This is a genomic window from Streptomyces sp. SCA2-17, assembly GCF_044336695.1.
Genome location: NZ_CP117521.1, coordinates 4850252 through 4873481 on the forward strand (window position 1 = coordinate 4850252; position 23230 = coordinate 4873481).

General features: G+C 69.5%; 13 protein-coding genes, 1 tRNA gene and 2 rRNA genes. 14 read left to right on the forward strand and 2 right to left on the reverse strand.

Features of this window, described 5'->3' with window-relative positions; genetic code table 11:
* Positions 1 to 139: 139 nt before the first annotated feature.
* From PS271_RS22030 to PS271_RS22045, 4 genes are all read left to right on the forward strand, one after another.
* Positions 140 to 3262 (forward strand): 23S ribosomal RNA (locus PS271_RS22030).
* Positions 3263 to 3338: 76 nt separating this feature from the next.
* Positions 3339 to 3455: ribosomal RNA gene (rrf, locus tag PS271_RS22035) — 5S ribosomal RNA — on the forward strand.
* A gap of 93 nt (positions 3456 to 3548) precedes the next feature.
* A complete protein-coding gene (locus PS271_RS22040; RefSeq protein ID WP_398383969.1) occupies positions 3549 to 4232 on the forward strand; it encodes a DegT/DnrJ/EryC1/StrS family aminotransferase in 684 nt (227 codons plus the stop codon).
* Between the two features lie 54 nt (positions 4233 to 4286).
* Positions 4287 to 4362 (forward strand) — tRNA-Thr (locus tag PS271_RS22045).
* Positions 4363 to 4411: 49 nt separating this feature from the next.
* On the opposite strand, the gene PS271_RS22050 is transcribed toward PS271_RS22045, so the two are convergent.
* Positions 4412 to 7078 carry a SpoIIE family protein phosphatase gene (locus PS271_RS22050; protein WP_398383971.1) on the reverse strand — a complete coding sequence of 889 codons (2667 nt, stop codon included), beginning with the start codon at positions 7076 to 7078 and terminating at the stop codon, positions 4412 to 4414.
* A 214-nt stretch (positions 7079 to 7292) separates the two neighbouring features.
* Here PS271_RS22050 and PS271_RS22055 point away from each other — a divergent pair, with 214 nt between their 5' ends.
* The 10 genes from PS271_RS22055 (at position 7293) to PS271_RS22100 (ending at position 21884) form a co-directional block, all read left to right on the forward strand.
* Entirely contained in the window at positions 7293 to 12800 is a 5508-nt protein-coding gene (locus tag PS271_RS22055) for a HAMP domain-containing protein (RefSeq protein ID WP_398383973.1), read from the forward strand.
* 255 nt (positions 12801 to 13055) lie between these two features.
* The gene (locus PS271_RS22060; protein ID WP_398383975.1) at positions 13056 to 13742 is read left to right on the forward strand and encodes a response regulator; all 687 of its coding nucleotides are present in this window, start codon (positions 13056 to 13058) and stop codon (positions 13740 to 13742) included.
* Positions 13743 to 13881: 139 nt separating this feature from the next.
* Complete coding sequence (locus tag PS271_RS22065; protein ID WP_398383977.1) at positions 13882 to 16662, forward strand: DNA translocase FtsK; 2781 nt, start codon at positions 13882 to 13884, stop codon at positions 16660 to 16662.
* A gap of 198 nt (positions 16663 to 16860) precedes the next feature.
* Positions 16861 to 17682 carry a helix-turn-helix domain-containing protein gene (locus tag PS271_RS22070; protein ID WP_398383979.1) on the forward strand — a complete coding sequence of 274 codons (822 nt, stop codon included), beginning with the start codon at positions 16861 to 16863 and terminating at the stop codon, positions 17680 to 17682.
* 128 nt (positions 17683 to 17810) lie between these two features.
* Complete coding sequence (gene rimO / locus PS271_RS22075; RefSeq protein ID WP_398383981.1) at positions 17811 to 19286, forward strand: 30S ribosomal protein S12 methylthiotransferase RimO; 1476 nt, start codon at positions 17811 to 17813, stop codon at positions 19284 to 19286.
* On the forward strand, positions 19283 to 19912 hold the full coding sequence (gene pgsA, locus PS271_RS22080; RefSeq protein WP_356287113.1) for a CDP-diacylglycerol--glycerol-3-phosphate 3-phosphatidyltransferase: 630 nt from the start codon (positions 19283 to 19285) through the stop codon (positions 19910 to 19912). The genes rimO and pgsA overlap by 4 nt, the downstream gene beginning before the upstream one ends.
* Positions 19909 to 20457, forward strand: a complete 549-nt coding sequence (locus PS271_RS22085; protein ID WP_398383984.1) for a CinA family protein — start codon at positions 19909 to 19911, stop codon at positions 20455 to 20457. Before pgsA ends, PS271_RS22085 begins: the two co-directional genes overlap by 4 nt.
* 94 nt (positions 20458 to 20551) lie before the next feature.
* Positions 20552 to 20935 carry a helix-turn-helix domain-containing protein gene (locus tag PS271_RS22090; RefSeq protein WP_030368713.1) on the forward strand — a complete coding sequence of 128 codons (384 nt, stop codon included), beginning with the start codon at positions 20552 to 20554 and terminating at the stop codon, positions 20933 to 20935.
* Positions 20936 to 21124: 189 nt separating this feature from the next.
* Complete coding sequence (locus PS271_RS22095; RefSeq protein ID WP_398383985.1) at positions 21125 to 21595, forward strand: Dps family protein; 471 nt, start codon at positions 21125 to 21127, stop codon at positions 21593 to 21595.
* A gap of 76 nt (positions 21596 to 21671) precedes the next feature.
* Complete coding sequence (locus PS271_RS22100; protein ID WP_398383987.1) at positions 21672 to 21884, forward strand: hypothetical protein; 213 nt, start codon at positions 21672 to 21674, stop codon at positions 21882 to 21884.
* A gap of 444 nt (positions 21885 to 22328) precedes the next feature.
* Here the strand turns inward: PS271_RS22100 and PS271_RS22105 are convergent, their stop codons facing one another.
* Complete coding sequence (locus tag PS271_RS22105) at positions 22329 to 23198, reverse strand: DNA-formamidopyrimidine glycosylase family protein (protein WP_398383989.1); 870 nt, start codon at positions 23196 to 23198, stop codon at positions 22329 to 22331.
* Between the last annotated feature and the right edge of the window lie 32 nt (positions 23199 to 23230).

Sequence of the window (23230 nt, forward strand, 5' to 3'; positions counted from 1 at the left end):
GGCACGCTGTTGGGTGTCTGAGGGTACGAGCGTTGCTCGTCCTTCTTGACGCCGGCCCCAGTGAACTCGGCATGTAGGTGTCGGGGTGATGGGTGGCTGGTCGTTGCTTGAGAACTGCACAGTGGACGCGAGCATCTGTGGCCAAGTTTTTAAGGGCGCACGGTGGATGCCTTGGCACCAGGAACCGATGAAGGACGTGGGAGGCCGCGATAGGCCCCGGGGAGCTGTCAACCGAGCTTTGATCCGGGGGTGTCCGAATGGGGAAACCCGGCAGTCGTCATGGGCTGTCACCCGCTGCTGAACACATAGGCAGTGTGGAGGGAACGCGGGGAAGTGAAACATCTCAGTACCCGCAGGAAGAGAAAACAACCGTGATTCCGGGAGTAGTGGCGAGCGAAACCGGATGAGGCCAAACCGTATGTGTGTGATACCCGGCAGGGGTTGCGCATGCGGGGTTGTGGGATCTCTTTTTCATAGTCTGCCGGCTGTGAGACGAGTCAGAAACCGTATGGATAGGCGAAGGACATGCGAAAGGTCCGGCGTAGAGGGTAAGACCCCCGTAGCTGAAATCTATGCGGCTCGTTTAAGAGACACCCAAGTAGCACGGGGCCCGAGAAATCCCGTGTGAATCTGGCGGGACCACCCGTTAAGCCTAAATATTCCCTGGTGACCGATAGCGGATAGTACCGTGAGGGAATGGTGAAAAGTACCGCGGGAGCGGAGTGAAATAGTACCTGAAACCGTGTGCCTACAAGCCGTGGGAGCGTCGCACAAGGAGCTTGCTTCTTGTGTCGTGACTGCGTGCCTTTTGAAGAATGAGCCTGCGAGTTTGCGGTGTGTTGCGAGGTTAACCCGTGTGGGGAAGCCGTAGCGAAAGCGAGTCCGAATAGGGCGATTGAGTAGCGCGCCCAAGACCCGAAGCGGAGTGATCTAGCCATGGGCAGGTTGAAGCGGAGGTAAGACTTCGTGGAGGACCGAACCCACCAGGGTTGAAAACCTGGGGGATGACCTGTGGTTAGGGGTGAAAGGCCAATCAAACTCCGTGATAGCTGGTTCTCCCCGAAATGCATTTAGGTGCAGCGTCGTGTGTTTCTTGCCGGAGGTAGAGCACTGGATAGGCGATGGGCCCTACCGGGTTACTGACCTTAGCCAAACTCCGAATGCCGGTAAGTGAGAGCGCGGCAGTGAGACTGTGGGGGATAAGCTCCATGGTCGAGAGGGAAACAGCCCAGAGCATCGACTAAGGCCCCTAAGCGTACGCTAAGTGGGAAAGGATGTGGAGTCGCAGAGACAACCAGGAGGTTGGCTTAGAAGCAGCCACCCTTGAAAGAGTGCGTAATAGCTCACTGGTCAAGTGATTCCGCGCCGACAATGTAGCGGGGCTCAAGCGTACCGCCGAAGTCGTGTCATTGCAGCAATACTCCCAACGGAGGCTGTGATGGGTAGGGGAGCGTCGTGTGCCGGGTGAAGCAGCCGCGGAAGCGAGTTGTGGACGGTTCACGAGTGAGAATGCAGGCATGAGTAGCGATACACACGTGGGAAACGTGTGCGCCGATTGACTAAGGGTTCCTGGGTCAAGCTGATCTGCCCAGGGTAAGTCGGGACCTAAGGCGAGGCCGACAGGCGTAGTCGATGGACAACCGGTTGATATTCCGGTACCCGCTTTGAAACGCCCAATATCGAATCCATTAATGCTAAGGCCGTGAAGCCGCCCTGGACCCTTCGGGGAAAGGGGAGTGGTGGAGCCGCTGACCCAAGGTGGTAGTAGGTAAGCGATGGGGTGACGCAGGAAGGTAGTCCAGCCCGGGCGGTGGTAGTCCCGGGGTAAGGGTGTAGGGCGCTGTCCAGGCAAATCCGGACAGCATGAAGCCTGAGACCTGATGCCGAGCCGATTGTGGTGAAGTGGATGATCCTATGCTGTCGAGAAAAGCCTCTAGCGAGTTTCATGGCGGCCCGTACCCTAAACCGACTCAGGTGGTCAGGTAGAGAATACCGAGGCGTTCGGGTGAACTATGGTTAAGGAACTCGGCAAAATGCCCCCGTAACTTCGGGAGAAGGGGGGCCACAACCGGTGATGGAATTTACTTCCTGAGCTGGGGGTGGCCGCAGAGACCAGCGAGAAGCGACTGTTTACTAAAAACACAGGTCCGTGCGAAGCCGTAAGGCGATGTATACGGACTGACGCCTGCCCGGTGCTGGAACGTTAAGGGGACCGGTTAGCTCCATTTCGGTGGGGCGAAGCTGAGAACTTAAGCGCCAGTAAACGGCGGTGGTAACTATAACCATCCTAAGGTAGCGAAATTCCTTGTCGGGTAAGTTCCGACCTGCACGAATGGCGTAACGACTTCTCGACTGTCTCAACCATAGGCCCGGTGAAATTGCACTACGAGTAAAGATGCTCGTTTCGCGCAGCAGGACGGAAAGACCCCGGGACCTTTACTATAGCTTGATATTGGTGTTCGGTTCGGCTTGTGTAGGATAGGTGGGAGACTGTGAAGTCATGGCGCCAGCCATGGTGGAGTCGTCGTTGAAATACCACTCTGGTCGTGCTGGATGTCTAACCTGGGTCCGTGATCCGGATCAGGGACAGTGTCTGGTGGGTAGTTTAACTGGGGCGGTTGCCTCCTAAAGAGTAACGGAGGCGCCCAAAGGTTCCCTCAGCCTGGTTGGCAATCAGGTGTTGAGTGTAAGTGCACAAGGGAGCTTGACTGTGAGACCGACGGGTCGAGCAGGGACGAAAGTCGGGACTAGTGATCCGGCGGTGGCTTGTGGAAGCGCCGTCGCTCAACGGATAAAAGGTACCCCGGGGATAACAGGCTGATCTTCCCCAAGAGTCCATATCGACGGGATGGTTTGGCACCTCGATGTCGGCTCGTCGCATCCTGGGGCTGGAGTCGGTCCCAAGGGTTGGGCTGTTCGCCCATTAAAGCGGTACGCGAGCTGGGTTTAGAACGTCGTGAGACAGTTCGGTCCCTATCCGCTGTGCGCGTAGGAGTCTTGAGAAGGGCTGTCCCTAGTACGAGAGGACCGGGACGGACGAACCTCTGGTGTGCCAGTTGTCCTGCCAAGGGCATGGCTGGTTGGCTACGTTCGGGAGGGATAACCGCTGAAAGCATCTAAGCGGGAAGCCTGCTTCGAGATGAGGACTCCCACCCACTTGATGGGGTAAGGCTCCCAGTAGACGACTGGGTTGATAGGCCAGGTGTGGAAGACCGGTAACGGTTGGAGCTGACTGGTACTAATAGGCCGAGGGCTTGTCCTCAGTTGCTCGCGTCCACTGTGTTAGTTCTGAAGTAACGAACTCGCCAATATCCGGCTGGAGTTCAATTTCATAGTGTTTCGGTGGTCATAGCGTTAGGGAAACGCCCGGTTACATTCCGAACCCGGAAGCTAAGCCTTTCAGTGCCGATGGTACTGCATGGGGGACCGTGTGGGAGAGTAGGACGCCGCCGAACAAATTTTAGAAGCTCCGGTAGCTGAACTTATGTTCAGCTACCGGAGCTTTTTTATTTGCACCCCGTTCACGTCCCGCGGAAATCCTCACCCCCATGGGGACAGTGGAAACGCTCACGGCAGCCGGCATCGGCGCAGGTGACGAGGTCGTCGTGCCGTCATACGCCCCGGCTGACGTAGCCGAGGCCGTCCGCCGGGCCGGAGCCGTGCCCGTGTTCGCCGACATCGACCCGGACAGCCTCTGCCTGGACCCGGCCTCGGTCGCCGCGACCCTCACGCTCCGCACCGCCGCAGTGATGCCCGTTCACCTCTTCGGCCGCCGCGCCGACCTGGTCGGCCTGCACGCCGTCGCCGAACGGCGCGGGCTGATCGTCGTCGAGCACGAGCCCGTGGCCCCCCTGGACGAGCACACCCGGCGGAGGCAGGCCAACGCCGCCTACCTCAACGCCCGGCTCAGGGGCGTCGTGACGCCCGCCACGGGCGCCGGCGTCGAGCACAGTTACCGCACCTATGTCGTCCGTATCCCCGGCAACGGCCGACCGGACCGGGACGCCTTCGCGCGGGCACTGCGGGCCCGCGGCGTACGATGCTCCATCCCCGTACAGACCCCCGTGCACCGACTCCCTGCCTATCGGCGGGAGTTGTGGCTCGCCGAGACCGAGCGGGCCGCCGACCAATGTCTGGCCCTGCCCGTGGACTCCGCACTCACCCCGCGGGAACTCCACCGCGTCGTGGCCGTCTGCAACGCGCTCGGCGGACTGGTTCCCGAAGCCGCCTAAAGCCGCATGGTCAAAAGGGCGTACGAACATGGGGTATGCTTTATCTCGTTGCCGGCCCCAATAGCTCAGTCGGCAGAGCGTCTCCATGGTAAGGAGAAGGTCAACGGTTCGATTCCGTTTTGGGGCTCCATAGAAGAAGGCCCCCGCCAATTGGCGGGGGCCTTCTTGCATTTCACCACTCAGTCCAGCTCCAGCTCCAGCTCCGGCACCCGCATCGCCAGAATGGCCATGTCGTCCGACGCGGGCTCGGCGGCGAAGCGCTCGACCGCCCGCAGCACTCGCGCGGCCACCGCACCGGCCGTCAGACCCGTACACGTCGTCAGCAGGTCCGTGAGGCCGTCGTCGCCGAGCATGCGCGCGCCCTCGCGGCGCTCGGTCACGCCGTCCGTGACGCACAGCAGCACGTCGCCCGGATCCAGGGTGACCGTCTGCTCGTACAGCTCCAGGTCCTCCATGACGCCCAGCAGCGGCTGCGGGTCGGCCGCGGCCTCCACCGTGCCGTCCTGGCGCAGGCGCAGCGGAAGCGGGTGCCCCGCGCAGACGACCTTGAGGACCGCGCTGCCGTCCTCCTGCGGCCGCAGCTCGCCGTACAGCAGCGTCAGGAAGCGGCTGCGGGCGCCCTCGTCGAGGATGGCGGCGTTCAGGCGCTCCAGGACGGCCGGGCCGCCGTAGCCCTCGCGGGCCAGCAGGCGCAGCGCGTGCCGGGCCAGGCCGGTGACCGCCGCGGCCTCCGGGCCCGTGCCGCAGACGTCGCCGATGGCGAAGCCGTACGCGCCGTCGCGGATCGGGAACAGGTCGTAGAAGTCGCCGCCGACCTCGTTGCCCTCGCCCGCGGCGCGGTAGATGACGTCGACCTCGACGCCGGGGACGTGCAGCAGCTCCGGCGGCAGGAGGCTGCGCTGGAGGGACTGGCTGATGGCCGTGCGCTCGCTGTAGAGGCGGGCGTTGTCGAGGGCGAGGGCGGCGCGGCGCGACAGGTCCTCGGCGAGCTCCAGGATCTCCTGGCGGAAGTGGTCGTCGGTGGGCTTGCCGAGGGTGAGCATGCCGATGACGCGGTTGCGGGCCACGAGCGGCAGGACGACCGTCTCGCCGCCGACGGCCGCCGCCGTGGCGAGGGACGTGCTGGGCGCGGCCGGGTGGTCGGTGGAGCCGGCCAGGCCGAGGGAGCGCAGGGAGCCGCGGACGGCGGCGGCCTGGGCCGCCTCGGAGGGGGCCGTCCAGACGCGGGCGCCGGGCGTGGGCACCGGGTCCGGCGGGGCGAGCTTGCCGAGGAGGGTCTTGAGGCCGTCGATGCGGTCCTCGTCCTCGTGCAGGACGTAGGACAGCTCGGGTTCGGAGGCCGGGTCGGCGACGGTGTAGACGGCGCACCAGGTGGCCAGGGTGGGGACCGTCATCTGCGCCATGAGGGCGAGGGTCTGGTCGCGGTCGAGGGTGCCGGCGAGGAGGTCGGAGGCCTCGACGAGGAAGGACAGGGAGCCGCGGCGGAGCCGTTCGAGCTCGTTGAGGCGGGCGCGCTCGACGGCGAGGGCGATGCGGTCCGCGGCGAACTGGAGGCGGAGTGCCTCTTCGTTGCTGTAGCGGCCGGGGGCCTCGGCGGCGACGCCCAGGGAGCCCGTGAGGCGGCCCTCGACCTTGAGGGGGACGGTGACGACGGAGCGCATGCCGGTGTCGGCGAGGAGGGGCACGGCGCCGGGGAGGACGGCGAGGTCCTCGTGGACGGCGGGCATGCGGGCGGAGCCGTAGCGGCCGGTGCCGGCCTCGACGGGGACGCGGGCGAAGCGCTGGCGGGCGGACGGCAGGCCCGTGGAGGCCCGTACTTCCAGCTCGGTCTCGTCGTCGGTGGCCAGCAGGAGGTAGGCGGCGTCGCCGTCGAGCATGTCGCGCGCCCGCTCGACGGTGCGCTGGAGGAGGCCGTCGAGGTCGTCGGGGGCGGGGGAGCCGATGAAGACCTCGAAGGGGTCGGCCGTGGTCCGGTCGGTGGTGCCGCTGTCGGGGGCGGGGGTGCGCTGCATGCTCTGCAGGACGGCCCGCTCCTCCTCGCGCACCAGCAGGCAGACGGTGGAGGGGGCGCCTTCGTTGTCGCGGACGCGAAGGTGGGAGGCGTAGACGGGGGTGATGCGGCCGTCGGCGCCCCTTATGCCGTAGGAGCCCTCCCAGCGAGACAGCCGCAGCGCGTCGGCGATGCCGGTGGAGGTGCCGGGGGTGTGCGGCCAGGCGGCGAAGTCGGTGAGGGGCTTGCCGACGACCTGGTCGGCGGTGAAGCCGAAGAGGGCGTCCGCGTCTTCGTTCCAGGCGCTGATGGAGCCGGTGCGGTCGAGCTGGACGACGGCGACGCGGACGCGCGGGTCGGCCAGGGGCAGGGCTTCGGTGGGCAGCGCGGGGCCTGCGGAGCGCGTGCCGGCGGGCCGGTCGGGCAGGTCGAGCTGGAACCAGACCTGCTTGTGGGTGGGCGTGTACTCGACGCCCCAGCGGGTGGCCAGGGCGGCGCACAGCAGCAGGCCGCGGCCGCCTTCGCGGTCGACGCCGCCGATGCGGCGGGCGGAGCTCTGGAGGGGCACCTCGCGCTCGGGATAGCGGTCGGCGACCTCGACGCGGACGCCGGTGCCGGTGCGCATGCACAGGACGTCGGCGGCGGTGCCGGCGTGGACGACGGCGTTGGTGACGAGCTCGCTGGTCAGGACGACGGCATCATCGATGATGTCGGGATGGCCCCAGCCCTGGAGGGTGTCCCGGACGAAGGCGCGGGCGGAGGCGACCGAGCGTCCGACCGGCTCGAAGGTGGCGGCAGCCCGCGCGGTGATCACAGGTCTCCTCGTCGTGTAGGTCTCGGCGATCTGCTCACCCATGTCGCAGCGCCCCTCCATTGCCCTGGCCGGATGCCAGGTTACTTACCTTCACCGCACGGGCGGAGGCCGGTGCGAGCTGATTCCACCTTCGGAGTGCCCGCGGACCGTGTGCGATGCTGCCGAACTGTTATGGCCTGGCCGGGCCGGGGTGAAACACTGGGAAAGATTGAAGTGGAAGCCCGACGAGGATGATCGACCCTGCGGGAGGGACACGGTGGAGTCTGGCGCGGCGGCGCGGGGCGTGAGCACGCGCGCGAAGGGCGGACGGTCCCGGACCAATGGGACGACGGAAGTCGACACGGCAGCCTTGACCAGGCTGCTGACGGCACTGTCCGCCATGCGCGACGGAAACTTCCGGAAGCGGCTGACGGTCTCAGGCGACGGGGTGATGGCCGAGATCGCCGCGGTCTTCAACGAGGTCGCGGACCGGAATTTGCAGCTGACGGGCGAGCTGGCGAGGGTCCGCAGGGTCGTGGGCCGTGAGGGAAAGCTCACGGAGCGGCTGGAGGTGGGCGCCTGCGAGGGCGCCTGGGCGGCCGCGATCGACGCGTCGAACGCGCTGGTGGACGACCTGGTACGGCCGGTGTCCGAGGTGGGCCGGGTGCTGTCGGCGGTGGCCGAGGGCGACCTGGAGCAGCGGATGGACCTGCGCTCGCAGGGCGCGGACGGGGCGGCGCACCCGCTGCGGGGCGAGTTCCTCAAGGTGGGGCGCACGGTCAACGGCCTCGTGGACCAGCTGTCGGCGTTCACCGACGAGGTGACGCGGGTGGCGAGCGAGGTCGGCACCGAGGGCAAGCTCGGCGGGCAGGCCCGGGTACGCGGTATGTCCGGTTCGTGGAAGGACCTCACGGATTCCGTCAACACGATGGCGTCGCGACTCACCGCCCAGGTGCGTGACATTGCTCTCGTGACGACGGCGGTCGCCAAGGGCGACCTTTCCCGGAAGGTCACGGTGCACGTGGCCGGGGAGATGCTGGAGCTGAAGAACACCGTCAACACGATGGTGGACCAGCTGTCGTCCTTCGCCTCCGAGGTCACGCGCGTGGCCCGCGAGGTCGGTACGGAGGGCGAGCTGGGCGGTCAGGCGCAGGTGCCCGGCGTCGCGGGTGTCTGGAAGGACCTGACCGACTCGGTCAACCTCATGGCCGGGAACCTGAGCGAGCAGGTGCGCGGCATCGCGCAGGTCACGACGGCGGTCGCCAACGGTGACCTGTCGCAGAAGGTGACGGTCAGCGCGCGGGGCGAGATCGCCCAGCTGGCCGAGACGATCAACCAGATGACGGAGACGCTGCGCACCTTCGCCGACGAGGTGACGCGGGTCGCCAGCGAGGTCGGCGCCGAGGGCCGGCTGGGCGGTCAGGCGCAGGTGCCCGGGGCCGCGGGGACGTGGAAGGACCTCACCGATTCGGTGAACACGGCCTTCCGTAACGTCACGACGCAGGTGCGGGACATCGCCCAGGTGACGACCGCCGTCGCCAACGGCGACCTGGGGCAGAAGGTGACCGTCGACGTCTCCGGCGAGATGCTGGAGCTCAAGAACACGGTCAACACGATGGTCGACCAGCTGTCCTCGTTCGGTGCCGAAGTCACGCGCGTGGCGCGGGAGATCGGTGTCGAGGGCGAGCTGGGCGGGCAGGCCGCGGTGCCCGGTGCCGCGGGCACGTGGAAGGACCTCACGGATTCGGTGAACACCGCCTTCCGCAACCTCACGGGGCAGGTCCGCAACATCGCCCAGGTGACGACGGCGGTGGCCAACGGCGACCTCTCGCAGAAGGTGACGGTCGACGTCTCCGGCGAGATGCTCCAGCTGAAGAACACCGTGAACACCATGGTCGACCAGCTGTCGTCGTTCGCCGACCAGGTCACGCGCATGGCGCGGGACGTGGGTACGGAGGGTCGGCTGGGCGGTCAGGCCCGGGTGGACGGCGTCAGCGGCACCTGGAAGGAGCTGACCGACTCGGTCAACTTCATGGCGGGCAACCTGACGTCCCAGGTGCGGCAGATCGCCCAGGTCACCACGGCCGTGGCGCGCGGCGACCTCTCCCAGAAGATCGACGTGGACGCCCGCGGCGAGATCCTGGAGCTGAAGAACACCATCAACACGATGGTCGACCAGCTCTCCGCCTTCGCGGAGCAGGTCACGCGCGTGGCCCGCGAGGTGGGTACGGACGGCCGCCTCGGCGGTCAGGCGCAGGTGCCCGGTGTGGCCGGCGTGTGGCGGGACCTCACGGACTCCGTCAACGGCATGGCGGGCAATCTGACGGCGCAGGTCCGCAACATCGCGCAGGTCGCGACGGCGGTGGCGCGCGGCGACCTGTCGCAGAAGATCGACGTGGACGCCCGGGGCGAGATCCTGGAGCTGAAGAACACGCTCAACACGATGGTGGACCAGCTGTCGTCGTTCGCCGATCAGGTCACGCGCGTCGCGCGGGAGGTCGGCACCGAGGGCATCCTGGGCGGCCAGGCCGAGGTCCAGGGGGTGTCCGGCACCTGGAAGGACCTCACCCAGTCGGTCAACTTCATGGCCAACAACCTGACGTCGCAGGTGCGCAACATCGCCGAGGTGACCACGGCGGTCGCCAAGGGCGACCTGTCGAAGAAGATCACCGTCGACGCGAAGGGCGAGATCCTCGAACTGGTCACCACCGTGAACACGATGGTGGACCAGCTCTCGGACTTCGCCGAGCAGGTGACGCGGGTGGCCCGCGAGGTGGGCACCGAGGGTCAGCTGGGCGGTCAGGCGCGGGTGCGGGACGTCACCGGCATCTGGAAGGACCTCAGCGACAACGTCAACCTGATGGCCAACAACCTGACCAGTCAGGTCCGTAACATCTCGCACGTCGCGACGGCGGTCGCCAACGGCGACCTGACCAAGAAGGTCACGGTCGAGGCGCGCGGCGAGGTCGCGCAGCTGGCCGACACCGTCAACATCATGGTGACGACGCTGTCGTCGTTCGCGGACGAGGTCACGCGCGTGGCCCGCGAGGTGGGCACCGACGGCATCCTCGGCGGCCAGGCGCGGGTGCCGGGCGTCAGCGGTACGTGGAAGGACCTCACCGAGTCCGTGAACTCGATGGCGTCCAACCTGACCGGCCAGGTGCGCAACATCGCGATGGTGACGACCGCCATCGCCCAGGGCGACCTGACCAAGAAGATCGACATCGATGCGCGGGGCGAGATCCTCCAGCTGAAGACGACCATCAACACGATGGTGGACCAGCTGTCCTCCTTCGCCGACCAGGTGACCCGGGTGGCCCGCGAGGTGGGCACCGAGGGCCAGCTCGGAGGCCAGGCCCGGGTGCGCGACGTGGACGGCACGTGGCGCGACCTCACCGAGTCGGTCAACGAGATGGCGAGCAATCTGACCCGGCAGGTCCGGGCCATTGCGGAGGTCGCCACCGCGGTGACCCGCGGCGATCTCAACCTCAAGATCGACGTGGATGCGGCGGGCGAGATCCTGGAGCTCCAGGACAACATCAACACGATGATCGCCAACCTCCGCGAGACGACCCTGGCCAACAAGGAGCAGGACTGGCTCAAGGGCAACCTCGCCCGGATCTCCGGCCTGATGCAGGGCCGGCGCGACCTGGAGGACGTCGCCGGGCTCATCATGAGCGAGCTGACCCCCGTGGTCTCCGCGCAGCACGGCGCCTTCTTCCTGGTGATGCCCACGGATCCGCAGGAGGCGGAGGTCGACGACGAGGCGTACGAGCTGCGCATGCTCGGCTCGTACGCCTACACGACGGGCTCCATGCCCACCTCCTTCCGGCCGGGCGAGACGCTGATCGGCACCGCCGCGAAGGAGAAGCGGACGATCCTGGTGGAGAACGTGCCACCGGGCTACCTGAAGATCGCCTCCGGCCTGGGCGAGGCGCCGCCGGCCCACGTCATCGTGCTGCCGGTGCTCTTCGAGGGCCAGGTGCTCGGCGTGATCGAGCTGGCCTCGTTCCAGCCGTTCGCCCAGATCCAGAAGGACTTCCTCAACCAGATCGCCGAGATGATCGGCACCAGCGTCAACACGATCTCCGTCAACACCAAGACGGAGATGCTGCTCAAGCAGTCGCAGGAGCTGACGGAGCAGCTGCGCGAGCGGTCGGCGGAGCTGGAGAACCGGCAGAAGGCGCTGGAGATCTCCAACGCCGAGCTGGAGGAGAAGTCCGAGCGGCTGGCCCGGCAGAACCGCGACATCGAGGTGAAGAACACCGAGATCGAGGAGGCCCGGCAGGTGCTGGAGGAGCGTGCCGAGCAGCTCGCGGTCTCCATGCGCTACAAGTCCGAGTTCCTCGCCAACATGTCGCACGAGCTGCGCACCCCGCTCAACTCGCTGCTGATCCTCGCGAAACTGCTGGCCGACAACGCGGACGGCAACCTCTCGCCCAAGCAGGTGGAGTTCGCCGAGACCATCCACGGGGCGGGCTCGGATCTCCTCCAGCTGATCAACGACATCCTGGACCTGTCGAAGGTCGAGGCGGGCAAGATGGACGTGAGCCCGACCCGTATCGCGCTCGTCCAGCTCGTGGACTACGTGGAGGCCACGTTCCGGCCGCTGACGGCGGAGAAGGGCCTCGACTTCTCCGTCCGGGTCTCGCCCGAGCTGCCGGCCACGCTGCACACCGACGAGCAGCGGCTCCTCCAGGTGCTGCGCAACCTGCTGTCGAACGCGGTCAAGTTCACCGACACCGGCGCGGTGGAGCTGGTCATCCGGCCCGCCGGCGGCGACGTCCCGGACACCATCCGCGAGCAGCTCCTGGAGGCCGGTTCGCTGCGCGACCCGGACGGCGAGGTGATCGCCTTCTCGGTCACCGACACCGGCATCGGCATCGCGGCCAGCAAGATGCGGGTCATCTTCGAGGCGTTCAAGCAGGCCGACGGGACGACCAGCCGCAAGTACGGCGGTACGGGCCTGGGGCTGTCGATCAGCCGGGAGATCGCCCGCCTGCTGGGCGGCGAGATCCACGCGGCGAGCGAGCCCGGCCGCGGCTCCACCTTCACCCTCTACCTCCCGCTCAACGCCGGAGAGCTGCCGCCCCAGGGGTATCCGCAGCTCGCTCCGGGCGCCCGGCCGGAACCGTTCGGCCCCGAGCACCAGGGCGGGCCCGAGGACGTCACGGCGGTGGAGGCGGGTCTGCCGGGCTCCGGCCCGGAGGCGGCCGCGCGCGGGGCGGCCGGCCTGCTCCTGCGGCGCCAGCGGGCCGCACAGGCCGCCGCGCAGTGGCCCGCTCCGGCCGCTCCGGCGGACCGGTCCCCGGCGATCCCGCAGGGCGGCGAGCCCTGGCCAACGGAGCCGTTCGGTGACGCAGAGCAACCACCGGCCAAGGGCTTCGGCTCGGGCTTCGGCGGAGGCTTCCACGGCGAGAAGGTGCTGATCGTTGACGACGACATCCGCAATGTGTTCGCCCTCACGAGCGTCCTGGAGCAGCATGGGCTGTCGGTGCTCTACGCGGAGAACGGGCGCGAGGGGATCGAGGTCCTGGAACAGCACGACGACGTCGTGGTCGTCCTGATGGACATCATGATGCCGGAGATGGACGGCTATGCCACGACGGCCGCCATCCGCAGGATGCCGCAGTTCGCGGGCCTGCCCATCATCGCGCTGACCGCCAAGGCGATGAAGGGCGACCGCGAGAAGAGCCTCGACGCAGGAGCGTCCGACTACGTGACCAAGCCGGTCGACACCGACCATCTGCTCACGGTGATGGAGCAATGGATGCGCGCCGAGTAACGAGGAGCCGGGGAGTCCGTACGGGCTCCCCGGCCCGCTGCTGACCGAGTGTGCGCGAGGACGTGTGGGGACCGGCGAATCGGGGAACCTTCTGGTCCCCCACTACGTTTCTGCTACGTGCACAGTGACATCGCGGTGACAGGGTGTGGCGACCGGCGGGGTGCGGCTACCATGACCGGCACAAGGACGGGCGGCGCAAGGGAGTCGTCCCCTGGGGCGGCGCCCGGTGCACTGCCGGGGCGAGGAGGACGGGCCATGGTGCAGAAGGCCAAGATCCTCCTGGTCGATGACCGGCCGGAAAATCTGCTGGCGCTGGAGGCGATCCTCTCAGCGCTCGATCAGACACTGGTACGGGCATCGTCAGGGGAGGAAGCGCTCAAGGCGCTGCTGACGGACGATTTCGCGGTGATCCTGCTGGACGTCCAGATGCCTGGCATGGACGGTTTCGAGACCGCGGCGCACATCAAGCGGCGGGAGCGCACGCGGGACATCCCCATCATCTTCCTGACCGCCATCAACCACGGCCCGCACCACACCTTCCGGGGCTACGCGGCGGGCGCGGTGGACTACATCTCCAAGCCCTTCGACCCGTGGGTGCTGCGCGCGAAGGTCTCGGTCTTCGTCGAGCTGTACATGAAGAACTGCCAGCTGCGCGAGCAGGCGGCCCTGTTGCGGCTCCAGCTGGAGAACGGCCAGTCGGGGCGTACGGACGCGGCCGCCGCGCAGGAGCCCGCGGGGCTGCTCGCCGAGCTGTCCGCGCGGCTGGCCGCCGTCGAGGAGCAGGCCGAGGCGCTCACCAAGCAGCTGGACGAGTCGGCCGATGCCGCGGCGGTCGCCACCGCCGCCCACCTCGAGCGCAAACTCACCGGGCTGCGGCGGGCGCTGGATGCCCTGGAGCCCGGGGCCGGCAGCGGGGCCAGTCCGCTGCCCGCCTCCAGCTGACCCGTTCAGGTCGCCGCCTTCCGGCCTCCGGCCGGTCCTTTGACGCCCTGTCACCCTTGCGATCCCTGGGGCGCGACACGAACGGGTGAACGCCGGGGCGCGGGTGTCCCTCGCGCCCGGCAACGGTAATCTCGGCACCATGGCCTCACGTACGTCCGGCAAGGGTTCCCAGAGCGCGGCGGGCACCTCGAAGCAGCGTGCCGGGCGCTCCGGGAGCGCGGCCAAGAAGTCCCAGCCCCGGCCCGCGGGCCGGGCGCCCGCCAAGAAGGCGCCGCCCCGTAAGCCGCCCGTGAAGAAGGCCGCGGCCAAGCGGGCCCCCAAGCGCGCGCCCGCTCCTCCCGGCGGCGTCCGCCGCGTGGGGCGGGGCGTGGCGCACGGCGTGGGCGCGCTCTTCCGCGGCGTCGGCCGCGGCGCACGGGGCCTCGACCCGGCCCACCGCAAGGACGGCCTCGCGCTGCTCCTGCTGGGCCTCGCCCTGATCGTCGCCGCGGGCACGTGGTCCAGCCTGGAGGGCCCGGTCGGCGATCTGGTGACCATGCTGGTCACCGGCGCGTTCGGGCGGCTCGACCTCGTCGTGCCGATACTGCTGGGCATCATCGCGATCCGGCTCTTCCGCCATCCCGAGCGCCCCGAGGCCAACGGACGGATCGTCATCGGCCTGTCCGCGCTGGTCGTCGGCATCCTCGGGCAGGTCCACGTGGCCTGCGGCTCCCCGGGCCGCGAGGACGGCTCGCAGGCCTTGCAGGACGCGGGCGGGCTGATCGGCTGGGCCGCCTCCAAGCCCCTGGTCTACACGGTCGGTGAGGTCCTCGCCGTACCGCTGCTGGTGCTGCTCACGATCTTCGGGCTGCTGGTCGTCACGGCCACCCCGGTCAACGCGATCCCGCGCCGGCTGCGGCAGCTCGGCATACGCCTCGGGGTCATCGAGCCCCTCCCCGGCGAGTACGAGGCGGAGGACGCCGACGGCTACGGGGCGGACTACGCCGACGACTGGCGCGAGGAGCCTGCCGCACGCCCCCGCCGCGCTGCGACGCGACGGGCGGCCGGCGAGGTCCCCGGCCCGGAGCAGGCCGAGGAGGAGGAGCTCGGCAAGCGGCGCAAGCCGCGGCGGCAGTCCGGCCTGCCCGTGGAGCCCCCGTCCGGCCGCGAGCCCGACGCCGTGGACATGGCGGCCGCGGCCGCCGCCGCGCTCGACGGGGCCGTGCTGCACGGCGTGCCGCCCACGCCGCTCGTCGCCGGGCTCAGCAGCGGCATCGGGCAGGAGAGCGGGCAGCAGGGCGCCGTGCCGGGCGCACGGGCCCGCAAGGGGCCCGGCGCGGTGGCGGACCGCACCCAGGGAGTCCCCGACCTCACCAAGGGCGTGCCGGACCTCACCAAGGCCGCGCCCGCGCCCGAGGCGGGCTCCGGCCTGCCCGCGCGCGCCGAGCAGCTCCAGCTCTCCGGCGACATCACCTACGCGCTGCCCACGCTCGACCTGCTGGAGCGGGGCGGGCCGGGCAAGGCGCGCAGCGCCGCGAACGACGCCATAGTGGCCGCGCTGACCAACGTCTTCACGGAGTTCAAGGTCGACGCCGCCGTCACCGGCTTCACCCGCGGCCCGACGGTCACGCGTTACGAGGTGGAGCTGGGCCCGGCCGTCAAGGTCGAGCGCATCACGGCCCTCGCCAAGAACATCGCCTACGCCGTCGCCAGCCCGGACGTGCGCATCATCTCCCCGATCCCCGGCAAGTCCGCCGTGGGCATCGAGATCCCCAACACCGACCGCGAGATGGTCAACCTCGGGGACGTGCTCCGCCTGGCGGACGCCGCGGGCGACGACCACCCGATGCTCGTCGCGCTCGGCAAGGACGTCGAGGGCGGCTACGTGATGGCCAACCTGACGAAGATGCCGCACATCCTCGTCGCGGGCGCCACCGGCTCCGGCAAGTCCTCGTGCATCAACTGCCTCATCACGTCCGTGATGGTGCGGGCGACGCCCGACGACGTCCGCATGGTGCTCGTCGACCCCAAGCGCGTGGAGCTGACCGCCTACGAGGGCATCCCGCACCTGATCACCCCGATCATCACCAACCCCAAGCGCGCGGCCGAGGCCCTGCAGTGGGTCGTGCGCGAGATGGACCTGCGCTACGACGACCTGGCGGCCTTCGGCTTCCGGCACATCGACGACTTCAACGCGGCCGTCCGGGCGGGCAAGGTCACTCCTCCGGAGGGCAGCGGACGCGAGCTCTCCCCGTACCCCTATCTGCTGGTCATCGTCGACGAGCTCGCGGACCTGATGATGGTCGCCCCGCGGGACGTCGAGGACGCGATCGTGCGCATCACCCAGCTCGCGCGCGCCGCCGGCATCCACCTCGTGCTGGCCACCCAGCGCCCGTCCGTCGATGTCGTCACCGGCCTGATCAAGGCGAACGTGCCGTCCCGGCTCGCCTTCGCCACCTCCTCGCTCGCCGACAGCCGCGTCATCCTCGACCAGCCGGGCGCCGAGAAGCTGATCGGCAAGGGTGACGGCCTCTTCCTGCCGATGGGCGCGGGCAAGCCGGTCCGCATGCAGGGCGCCTTCGTCACGGAGGCCGAGGTCGCGGCCGTCGTCCAGCACTGCAAGGACCAGATGGCGCCCGTCTTCCGGGACGACGTCACCGTGGGCACCGCCAAGAAGAAGGAGATCGACGAGGAGATCGGCGACGACCTGGACCTGCTGTGCCAGGCCGCGGAGCTGGTCGTCTCCACCCAGTTCGGGTCGACCTCGATGCTGCAGCGCAAATTGCGTGTGGGATTCGCGAAGGCGGGCAGACTCATGGACCTGATGGAGTCGCGGGGTGTCGTGGGCCCGAGCGAGGGCTCCAAGGCCCGCGACGTCCTCGTCAAGCCCGATGAGCTCGACGCGGTGCTCGCGGTGATCCGCGGGGACGGCGGGTCCTGACGGCGCTGAAGATCCCTGCCCAACCGTTTCTCTCGGCGGCGTGTCGAGTTGAGAAAGGGGGGCGCTCCGATGTCCCACCGTCGGCGCCGCAGAGTCATCTGATGGCGTACAAAGTCCGGCTTCCCGCTTGCCCGCGGCTTTCGTATCCCCCCTAGACTGAACTCCCAGCAGGTGGCTACACGCTCGAAAGGCGCCCACGTGTCCATCGGCAACTCCTCCGCAGACGCAGAAGCAGAAGACCGGCCGTCGATCGGCCGGGTCCTCCAGCAGGCCCGTATCAGCGCCGGACTGACCGTCGACGAGGTCAGTTCCACCACCCGAGTCCGCATCCCGATCCTGCACGCGATCGAGCAGGACGACTTCTCCCGCTGCGGCGGCGACGTCTACGCACGTGGGCACATCCGCACCCTCGCGGTCACCGTCGGCCTCGACCCGGCCGAGCTGATCGCGCGCTACGACGCCGAGCGCGGCGGGCGCCCCGCGCCGACCCCCGCGGCACCCCTCTTCGACGCCGAGCGCATCCGCCCCGAGCCCCGCCGGCCCAACTGGACGGCGGCGATGGTCGCCGCGATCGTGGCCGTCGTCGGCTTCGTCGGCTTCACCCTCTTCAACGGCGGGGGCCAGAGTGCAGGCGGCTCCGTCGCCGCCGAGTCGCCCTCCGCCAAGCCGCCCGCGTCGCCGAGCAAGAAGCCGGCGTCCGGCAAGCCGGCCGACCCCAAGCGGGAGCCCGGCAGCGGGGCCATCGCCGGCGTCCCGGCCAACAAGGTCACGGTCAAGCTCGCCGCCGAGAACGGCCAGACCTGGATGTCCGCCAAGGACCACAACGGCCGGCTGCTGGAGGAAGGCGTCCTCAAGCAGGGCGAGGACAAGACCTTCACCGACCCCACCCGTATCGATCTTGTCCTCGGCAATGCGGGCGCCGTTCGGCTGTTCGTGAACGGCAAGGAGGTCAAGAACGTCGGCGACAACGGCCAGGTCCAGCGTCTGAGCTACACCAAGGGCGACCCCGTAGCGGGCTGACCTGCGGCGGAGGCCTTTCGTGCAGGGCCGGGGCGCATGGCGCCGGGTGATCGTTCTCTCGTCCCCGCCCGGCCCCGCCGTGACACTCGGCAGCGGAGGCGGCCCCGGGACAAAGTAGGCTGAGCCCTATGCCCGAACGCCGTACCGTCGCTCTTGTCACACTTGGCTGCGCCCGTAACGAGGTGGACTCGGAGGAGCTGGCAGGCCGCTTGGCGGCGGATGGCTGGGACCTCGTGGAGGACGCCTCCGACGCCGATGTGGCCGTCGTCAACACCTGTGGTTTCGTCGAGGCCGCGAAGAAGGACTCCGTCGACGCCCTGCTGGAGGCCAACGACCTCAAGGACCAGGGCCGTACGCAGGCCGTCGTGGCCGTCGGCTGCATGGCCGAGCGGTACGGCAAGGAGCTCGCCGAGGCGCTGCCCGAGGCCGACGGAGTGCTCGGCTTCGACGACTACGCCGACATCTCCGACCGGCTCCAGACCATCCTCTCCGGCGGCGTCCACGCCTCCCACACCCCGCGCGACCGCCGCAAGCTGCTGCCGATCAGCCCCGCGGAGCGGCAGACCGCCGACGTGGCCCTGCCCGGCCACGCCCAGGACACCCCGCCCGCCGACCTGCCCGAGGGCGTGGCACCGGCCTCCGGGCCGCGCGCGCCGCTGCGCCGCCGGCTGGAGACCAGCCCCGTCGCCTCCGTGAAGCTCGCCTCCGGCTGCGACCGGCGCTGCTCCTTCTGCGCCATCCCGTCCTTCCGCGGCTCCTTCATCTCCCGCCGCCCCTCCGACGTGCTCGGCGAGACGCGCTGGCTCGCGGAGCAGGGCGTCAAGGAGATCATGCTGGTCTCGGAGAACAACACCTCCTACGGCAAGGACCTCGGCGACATCCGCCTGCTGGAGACGCTGCTGCCGGAGCTCGCGGCCGTCGACGGCCTGGAGCGCATCCGGGTCAGCTACCTGCAGCCCGCGGAGATGCGCCCGGGGCTCATCGACGTGCTGACCTCCACCGAGAAGGTCGCGCCCTACTTCGACCTGTCCTTCCAGCACTCCGCCCCCGGAGTGCTGCGGGCCATGCGCCGCTTCGGCGACACCGACCGCTTCCTGGAGCTGCTGGAGACGATCCGCGGCAAGGCCCCGCAGGCCGGCGCCCGCTCCAACTTCATCGTCGGCTTCCCCGGCGAGACCGAGGACGACCTCGCTGAGCTGGAACGTTTCCTGACCGGGGCCCGCCTGGACGCCATCGGCGTCTTCGGCTACTCCGACGAGGACGGCACCGAGGCGGCCACGTACGAGGACAAGCTGGACCCCGAGATCGTCGCCGAGCGCCTCGCGCACATCTCCCGGCTCGCCGAGGAGCTGACCGCGCAGCGCGCCGAGGAGCGGATCGGAGAGACCATTGAGGTGATGGTCGACCGCGTGGACGAGGAGGACGGCGTCGTCGGCCGGGCCGCCCACCAGGCGCCCGAGACCGACGGGCAGGTCCTGCTCGGCACCCGCCCGGAGCTCGTCCCCGGCCGTATGGTCGCGGCCAAGGTGGTGGCGAGCGAGGGCGTCGACCTCATCGCCGAACCGCTCGGCGACGGAGGGTGTACCGAGGAGGCGGGCAGATGACCGGAGTCCCGGCCTCCGCCACCGGAGGCCATGCCCCGGCGGCAGCCGCACGGCCGGCCGGGCTGTGGAACATCGCCAATATCCTCACCATGGTGCGGCTGCTGCTCGTGCCCGGGTTCGTCCTGCTGATGCTCCACAACGGCGGTTACGACCCGGCCTGGCGCTCCTTCGCCTGGGCAGCCTTCGCCGTCGCCATGATCACCGACCTGTTCGACGGCCACCTGGCCCGGACGTACAACCTGGTCACGGACTTCGGCAAGATCGCCGACCCGATCGCGGACAAGGCGATCATGGGTGCGGCGCTGATCTGCCTGTCCGCGCTGGACGACCTGCCGTGGTGGGTCACCGGCGTGATCCTCTTCCGCGAGATCGGCATCACGCTGATGCGGTTCTGGGTGATCAGACACGGCGTGATCCCGGCCAGCCGCGGCGGGAAGATGAAGACCCTCGCCCAGGGGGTCGCCGTGGGCATGTACATCCTCGCGCTGACCGGTCTGCTGGCCACCGCCCGCTTCTGGGTGATGGCCGTGGCGGTGGTGCTGACGGTGGCCACCGGGCTCGACTACGTACGGCAGGCCGTCGTCCTGCGGCGGGCCGGACGGGCCGCGGGGGCCGTGGGCCGATGAGCGCGGCGAGCGGCGGGTGCGCCCTGACGGCATCGGCGGTCCTGGCCGCCCTGGTGGCGCGCGGTGAGACCGTGGCCGCCGCCGAGTCGCTCACCGGAGGGCTGGTCGCGGCCGAGCTGACCGCGGCGCCGGGCGCCTCGCGCACGGTGCGCGGTTCGGTCACCGCGTACGCCACCGGCGTCAAGGCCGCGGTGCTGGGCGTGGACGAGGAGCTGCTCGGCGGGCGCGGCGCCGTCGACGGCGATGTCGCCGGGCAGATGGCCCGCGGCGTGCGGAAACTGCTGGGCGCCGACTGGGGGCTCGCGACGACCGGCGTCGCCGGTCCCGACACCCAGGACGGCAAGCCCGTGGGGACGGTCTTCGTGGCCGCCGCGGGGCCGGGCGGCCGCACGCGGGTGCGGGAGCTGTCGCTGGACGGGGACCGCTCCCGGATCCGGTCGGAAAGCGTCCGGGCGGTGCTGGAACTGCTGCTGAACGAACTGACGGAAAACGCGGGCGCAAAGGATACGGAACACAACGGGGGGAATGGATGTTTGCAGCCCTGAGTGAACACGACATAGCTCCCCGCACGGCCGGAGCCCGAGGCGGTACGGTGGGGCGTGAAGGATCCGGATTCGCGGTCCAAGGAGGGAGCCACCGATGATTCTGCTCCGTCGCCTGCTGGGTGACGTGCTGCGTCGGCAGCGCCAGCGCCAGGGCCGCACTCTGCGCGAGGTCTCCTCATCCGCCCGGGTCTCGCTCGGTTACCTCTCCGAGGTCGAGCGGGGGCAGAAAGAGGCGTCCTCCGAGCTTCTCTCCGCAATCTGCGACGCTCTGGACGTACGGATGTCCGAGGTCATGCGCGAGGTCAGCGATGAATTGTCGCTCGCCGAGCTGGCGCAGTCGGCAGCGGCGAGCGAGCCGGTACCCGCGCCGATGCGGCCGATGTTCAATGCGGTGTCCGTGACGTCCGTGACGGGCGTGCCGGGGGAGCGAGTGACGATCAAGGCTCCCGCCGAGGCCGTGGACGTAGTCGCGGCCTGACAGGCGTTATCCACGAAATCCCGGTCGGTCTCCGGCCGGGATTTCGTGCATCCGGAAGCCATCCGTTTTGCGATGGTGTGCGGTGTGGTCGTTGTGGTGGGTGTGCGATGGCGGGGTGGCGGGAAGGCGGATAAAAAGACGAACAACACGGAACAAACGGTCTGAACCGTTGAGATGGGGAGAATCTGGATGTCTGTCGTCAAGAGCTCGCTGTCCGAGCAGGACCGCAAGACCGTCGGAGACGCCCTCCAGGGTGCCCTGGTCGACCTGGTGGACCTCTCCCTGGTCGCCAAGCAGGTGCACTGGACCGTCATCGGCCCGCGCTTCCGCTCTGTCCACCTCCAACTGGACGAGGTCGTGGCGAGCGCCCGCGCACACGCCGACACCGTCGCCGAGCGCGCTTCCGCCCTCGGCATCGCGCCGGACGGCCGCGCCGAGACCGTCGCGAAGACCAGCGGCATCGACCCGGTCGGCGGTGGCTGGTGCAGGGACACCGAGGCCGTGCAGACCCTCGTCGCCGCGCTCGGCGCCGTGATCACCCGGATGCGGGAGCGCATCCGCGCCACCGAGGAACCGGACCCGGTCACTCAGGACCTCCTGATCGGTCTGACCGGCGACCTTGAGAAGCATCACTGGATGTTCCAGGCGGAGAACGCCTGAGCATGTCCGGGGCGGCCCGCTTCGTGCGGCGCGCCCTCCGGTGGCGGCCTCGCCCCTGCCGCGCTCTCCTGGGGGCATGGACGAGCATCCGGTGATCCGCTTCACCAACGAGCTGATGGTGCTCACGGAACTCGACCAGACGACGGCGGGGGCCTTCGTACGCCGGGTGTACCAGGAGGGCACCCACGAGGGGGAGCAGCGGCTGATGGCCGACCTGCACCAGCGCGATCGCAGGATCACGGAGCTGGAGCAGGAACTGGCGCGGCTGCGAGGCGAGGACCCCGGCTGACCGCGGGCCGTGGGGCTGCGGTGAGGGCCTCAGGCCGGCTCCCTGCGGCCCGGTCGTACGCCGCCGGAGGGCGCGTACGGGCCCGCAGCGCGCCGCCGCCGGCTTCCGGTGCGCTCTGCCACGCCCAGGGGAAGCCGGTCTAGCGTCGGCCGGTCCGGCGTCCGCCGAAGGAGGCAGCCATGGTCCGGCGTGAACTCGGGGGCTGTCGCCGGCCGTACGCCCTGCTGGGGCGGGTCACGGCGCTGGCCGCCGGCGGCATGTGGTGGTGGGCGGCGCTGCGCCTGCTCACCCAGCCGGGGCGGCCCGCGACGGTCGACGGGCTCGTCCTCGCGGGCGGCTGGGGGCTGAGCCTGCTGCCGGTGCACTGCGCCCCCTGGCGGCGGCGCGCGGCCGGGGAGAGCTGGGGTGGACGCCTGCGGGCGCTGCGGGCTTCACTCGTTCGGATCAATCGTTCCCACCGCGCGGAGTCCCCGCGGGGCCCGGGCCGGGCGGAGCGGCACGGACCGGGCCTGGCCGGCCGGCAGGGACCGGGCCGGGCTGACAGGCCGGGCACCAGTACGTGACGCGCTCCTGGGCCGGGTCGCCCTGCCCGGCGGTGCACAGCGGTGTCCCGCAGCGGCGGCAGGGCCGGCCCGCGCGGCCGTACACCCACACGCGGTGGTCGTGGCGGGGGTCGCCCGTGGTGACGCGGGCGGTGCGCGACTTGTTGGCCTCCAGGAGCTTCTTCGCGAGGGCGGGCAGCCGCTCGGGCGCCGGGACGTCGCGGACCGGGAGCCAGGGCGAGAGACGGAGCATGAAGCAGAGCTCCGACTTGTAGACATTGCCGATGCCGGCGAGGTTGCGCTGGTCGAGCAGGGCCTCGCCGACGGGGCGGCCGGGGTCGGCGAGCAGCCGGCGCAGCGCCTCCTGCGCGTCCCAGCCGGGGCCCAGGAGATCCGGGCCGAGGTGGCCGACCACGGTGTGCTCGTCGGCGGTGCGCAGCAGCTCCAGGACGGGGAGGCGGTATCCCACGGCCGTGCGGTCGGCGGTGGCCAGCACGGCGCGGATCTGGTGCCCGGGGCCGCCGCGCCAGCGCTCTCCGGTGGCGTAGACGCGCCATGCGCCGTCCATCCGCAGGTGCGAGTGGAGCGTGAAGCCGCCCTCCACGCGCGTGAGCAGGTGCTTGCCGCGCGGGAGGACCCCGGTGACCCGGCGGCCGGTGAGGTCCACGGTGGCGAGGGAGGGGACGCGCAGGTCGGAGCGGACGAGCGGACCGCCGGTCAGGGCGCGGTCGAGCTCGCGCGCGGTGCGCCAGACCGTGTCTCCCTCGGGCATGTGCTCCTCCTTCCGTCCTCGTCCGGCCGCGG

What these genes read in the sequence shown, in the direction of transcription:
- PS271_RS22090 (WP_030368713.1), top strand. Translation starts at nt 20,552, where the DNA reads ATGATTCTGCTCCGTCGCCTGCTGGGTGACGTGCTGCGTCGGCAGCGC.
- rimO (WP_398383981.1), top strand. Translation starts at nt 17,811, where the DNA reads ATGCCCGAACGCCGTACCGTCGCTCTTGTCACACTTGGCTGCGCCCGT.
- PS271_RS22100 (WP_398383987.1), top strand. Translation starts at nt 21,672, where the DNA reads ATGGACGAGCATCCGGTGATCCGCTTCACCAACGAGCTGATGGTGCTC.
- PS271_RS22105 (WP_398383989.1), bottom strand. Translation starts at nt 23,198, where the DNA reads ATGCCCGAGGGAGACACGGTCTGGCGCACCGCGCGCGAGCTCGACCGC.
- PS271_RS22085 (WP_398383984.1), top strand. Translation starts at nt 19,909, where the DNA reads ATGAGCGCGGCGAGCGGCGGGTGCGCCCTGACGGCATCGGCGGTCCTG.
- PS271_RS22060 (WP_398383975.1), top strand. Translation starts at nt 13,056, where the DNA reads ATGGTGCAGAAGGCCAAGATCCTCCTGGTCGATGACCGGCCGGAAAAT.
- PS271_RS22095 (WP_398383985.1), top strand. Translation starts at nt 21,125, where the DNA reads ATGTCTGTCGTCAAGAGCTCGCTGTCCGAGCAGGACCGCAAGACCGTC.
- PS271_RS22065 (WP_398383977.1), top strand. Translation starts at nt 13,882, where the DNA reads ATGGCCTCACGTACGTCCGGCAAGGGTTCCCAGAGCGCGGCGGGCACC.
- pgsA (WP_356287113.1), top strand. Translation starts at nt 19,283, where the DNA reads ATGACCGGAGTCCCGGCCTCCGCCACCGGAGGCCATGCCCCGGCGGCA.
- PS271_RS22050 (WP_398383971.1), bottom strand. Translation starts at nt 7,078, where the DNA reads ATGGGTGAGCAGATCGCCGAGACCTACACGACGAGGAGACCTGTGATC.
- PS271_RS22040 (WP_398383969.1), top strand. Translation starts at nt 3,549, where the DNA reads ATGGGGACAGTGGAAACGCTCACGGCAGCCGGCATCGGCGCAGGTGAC.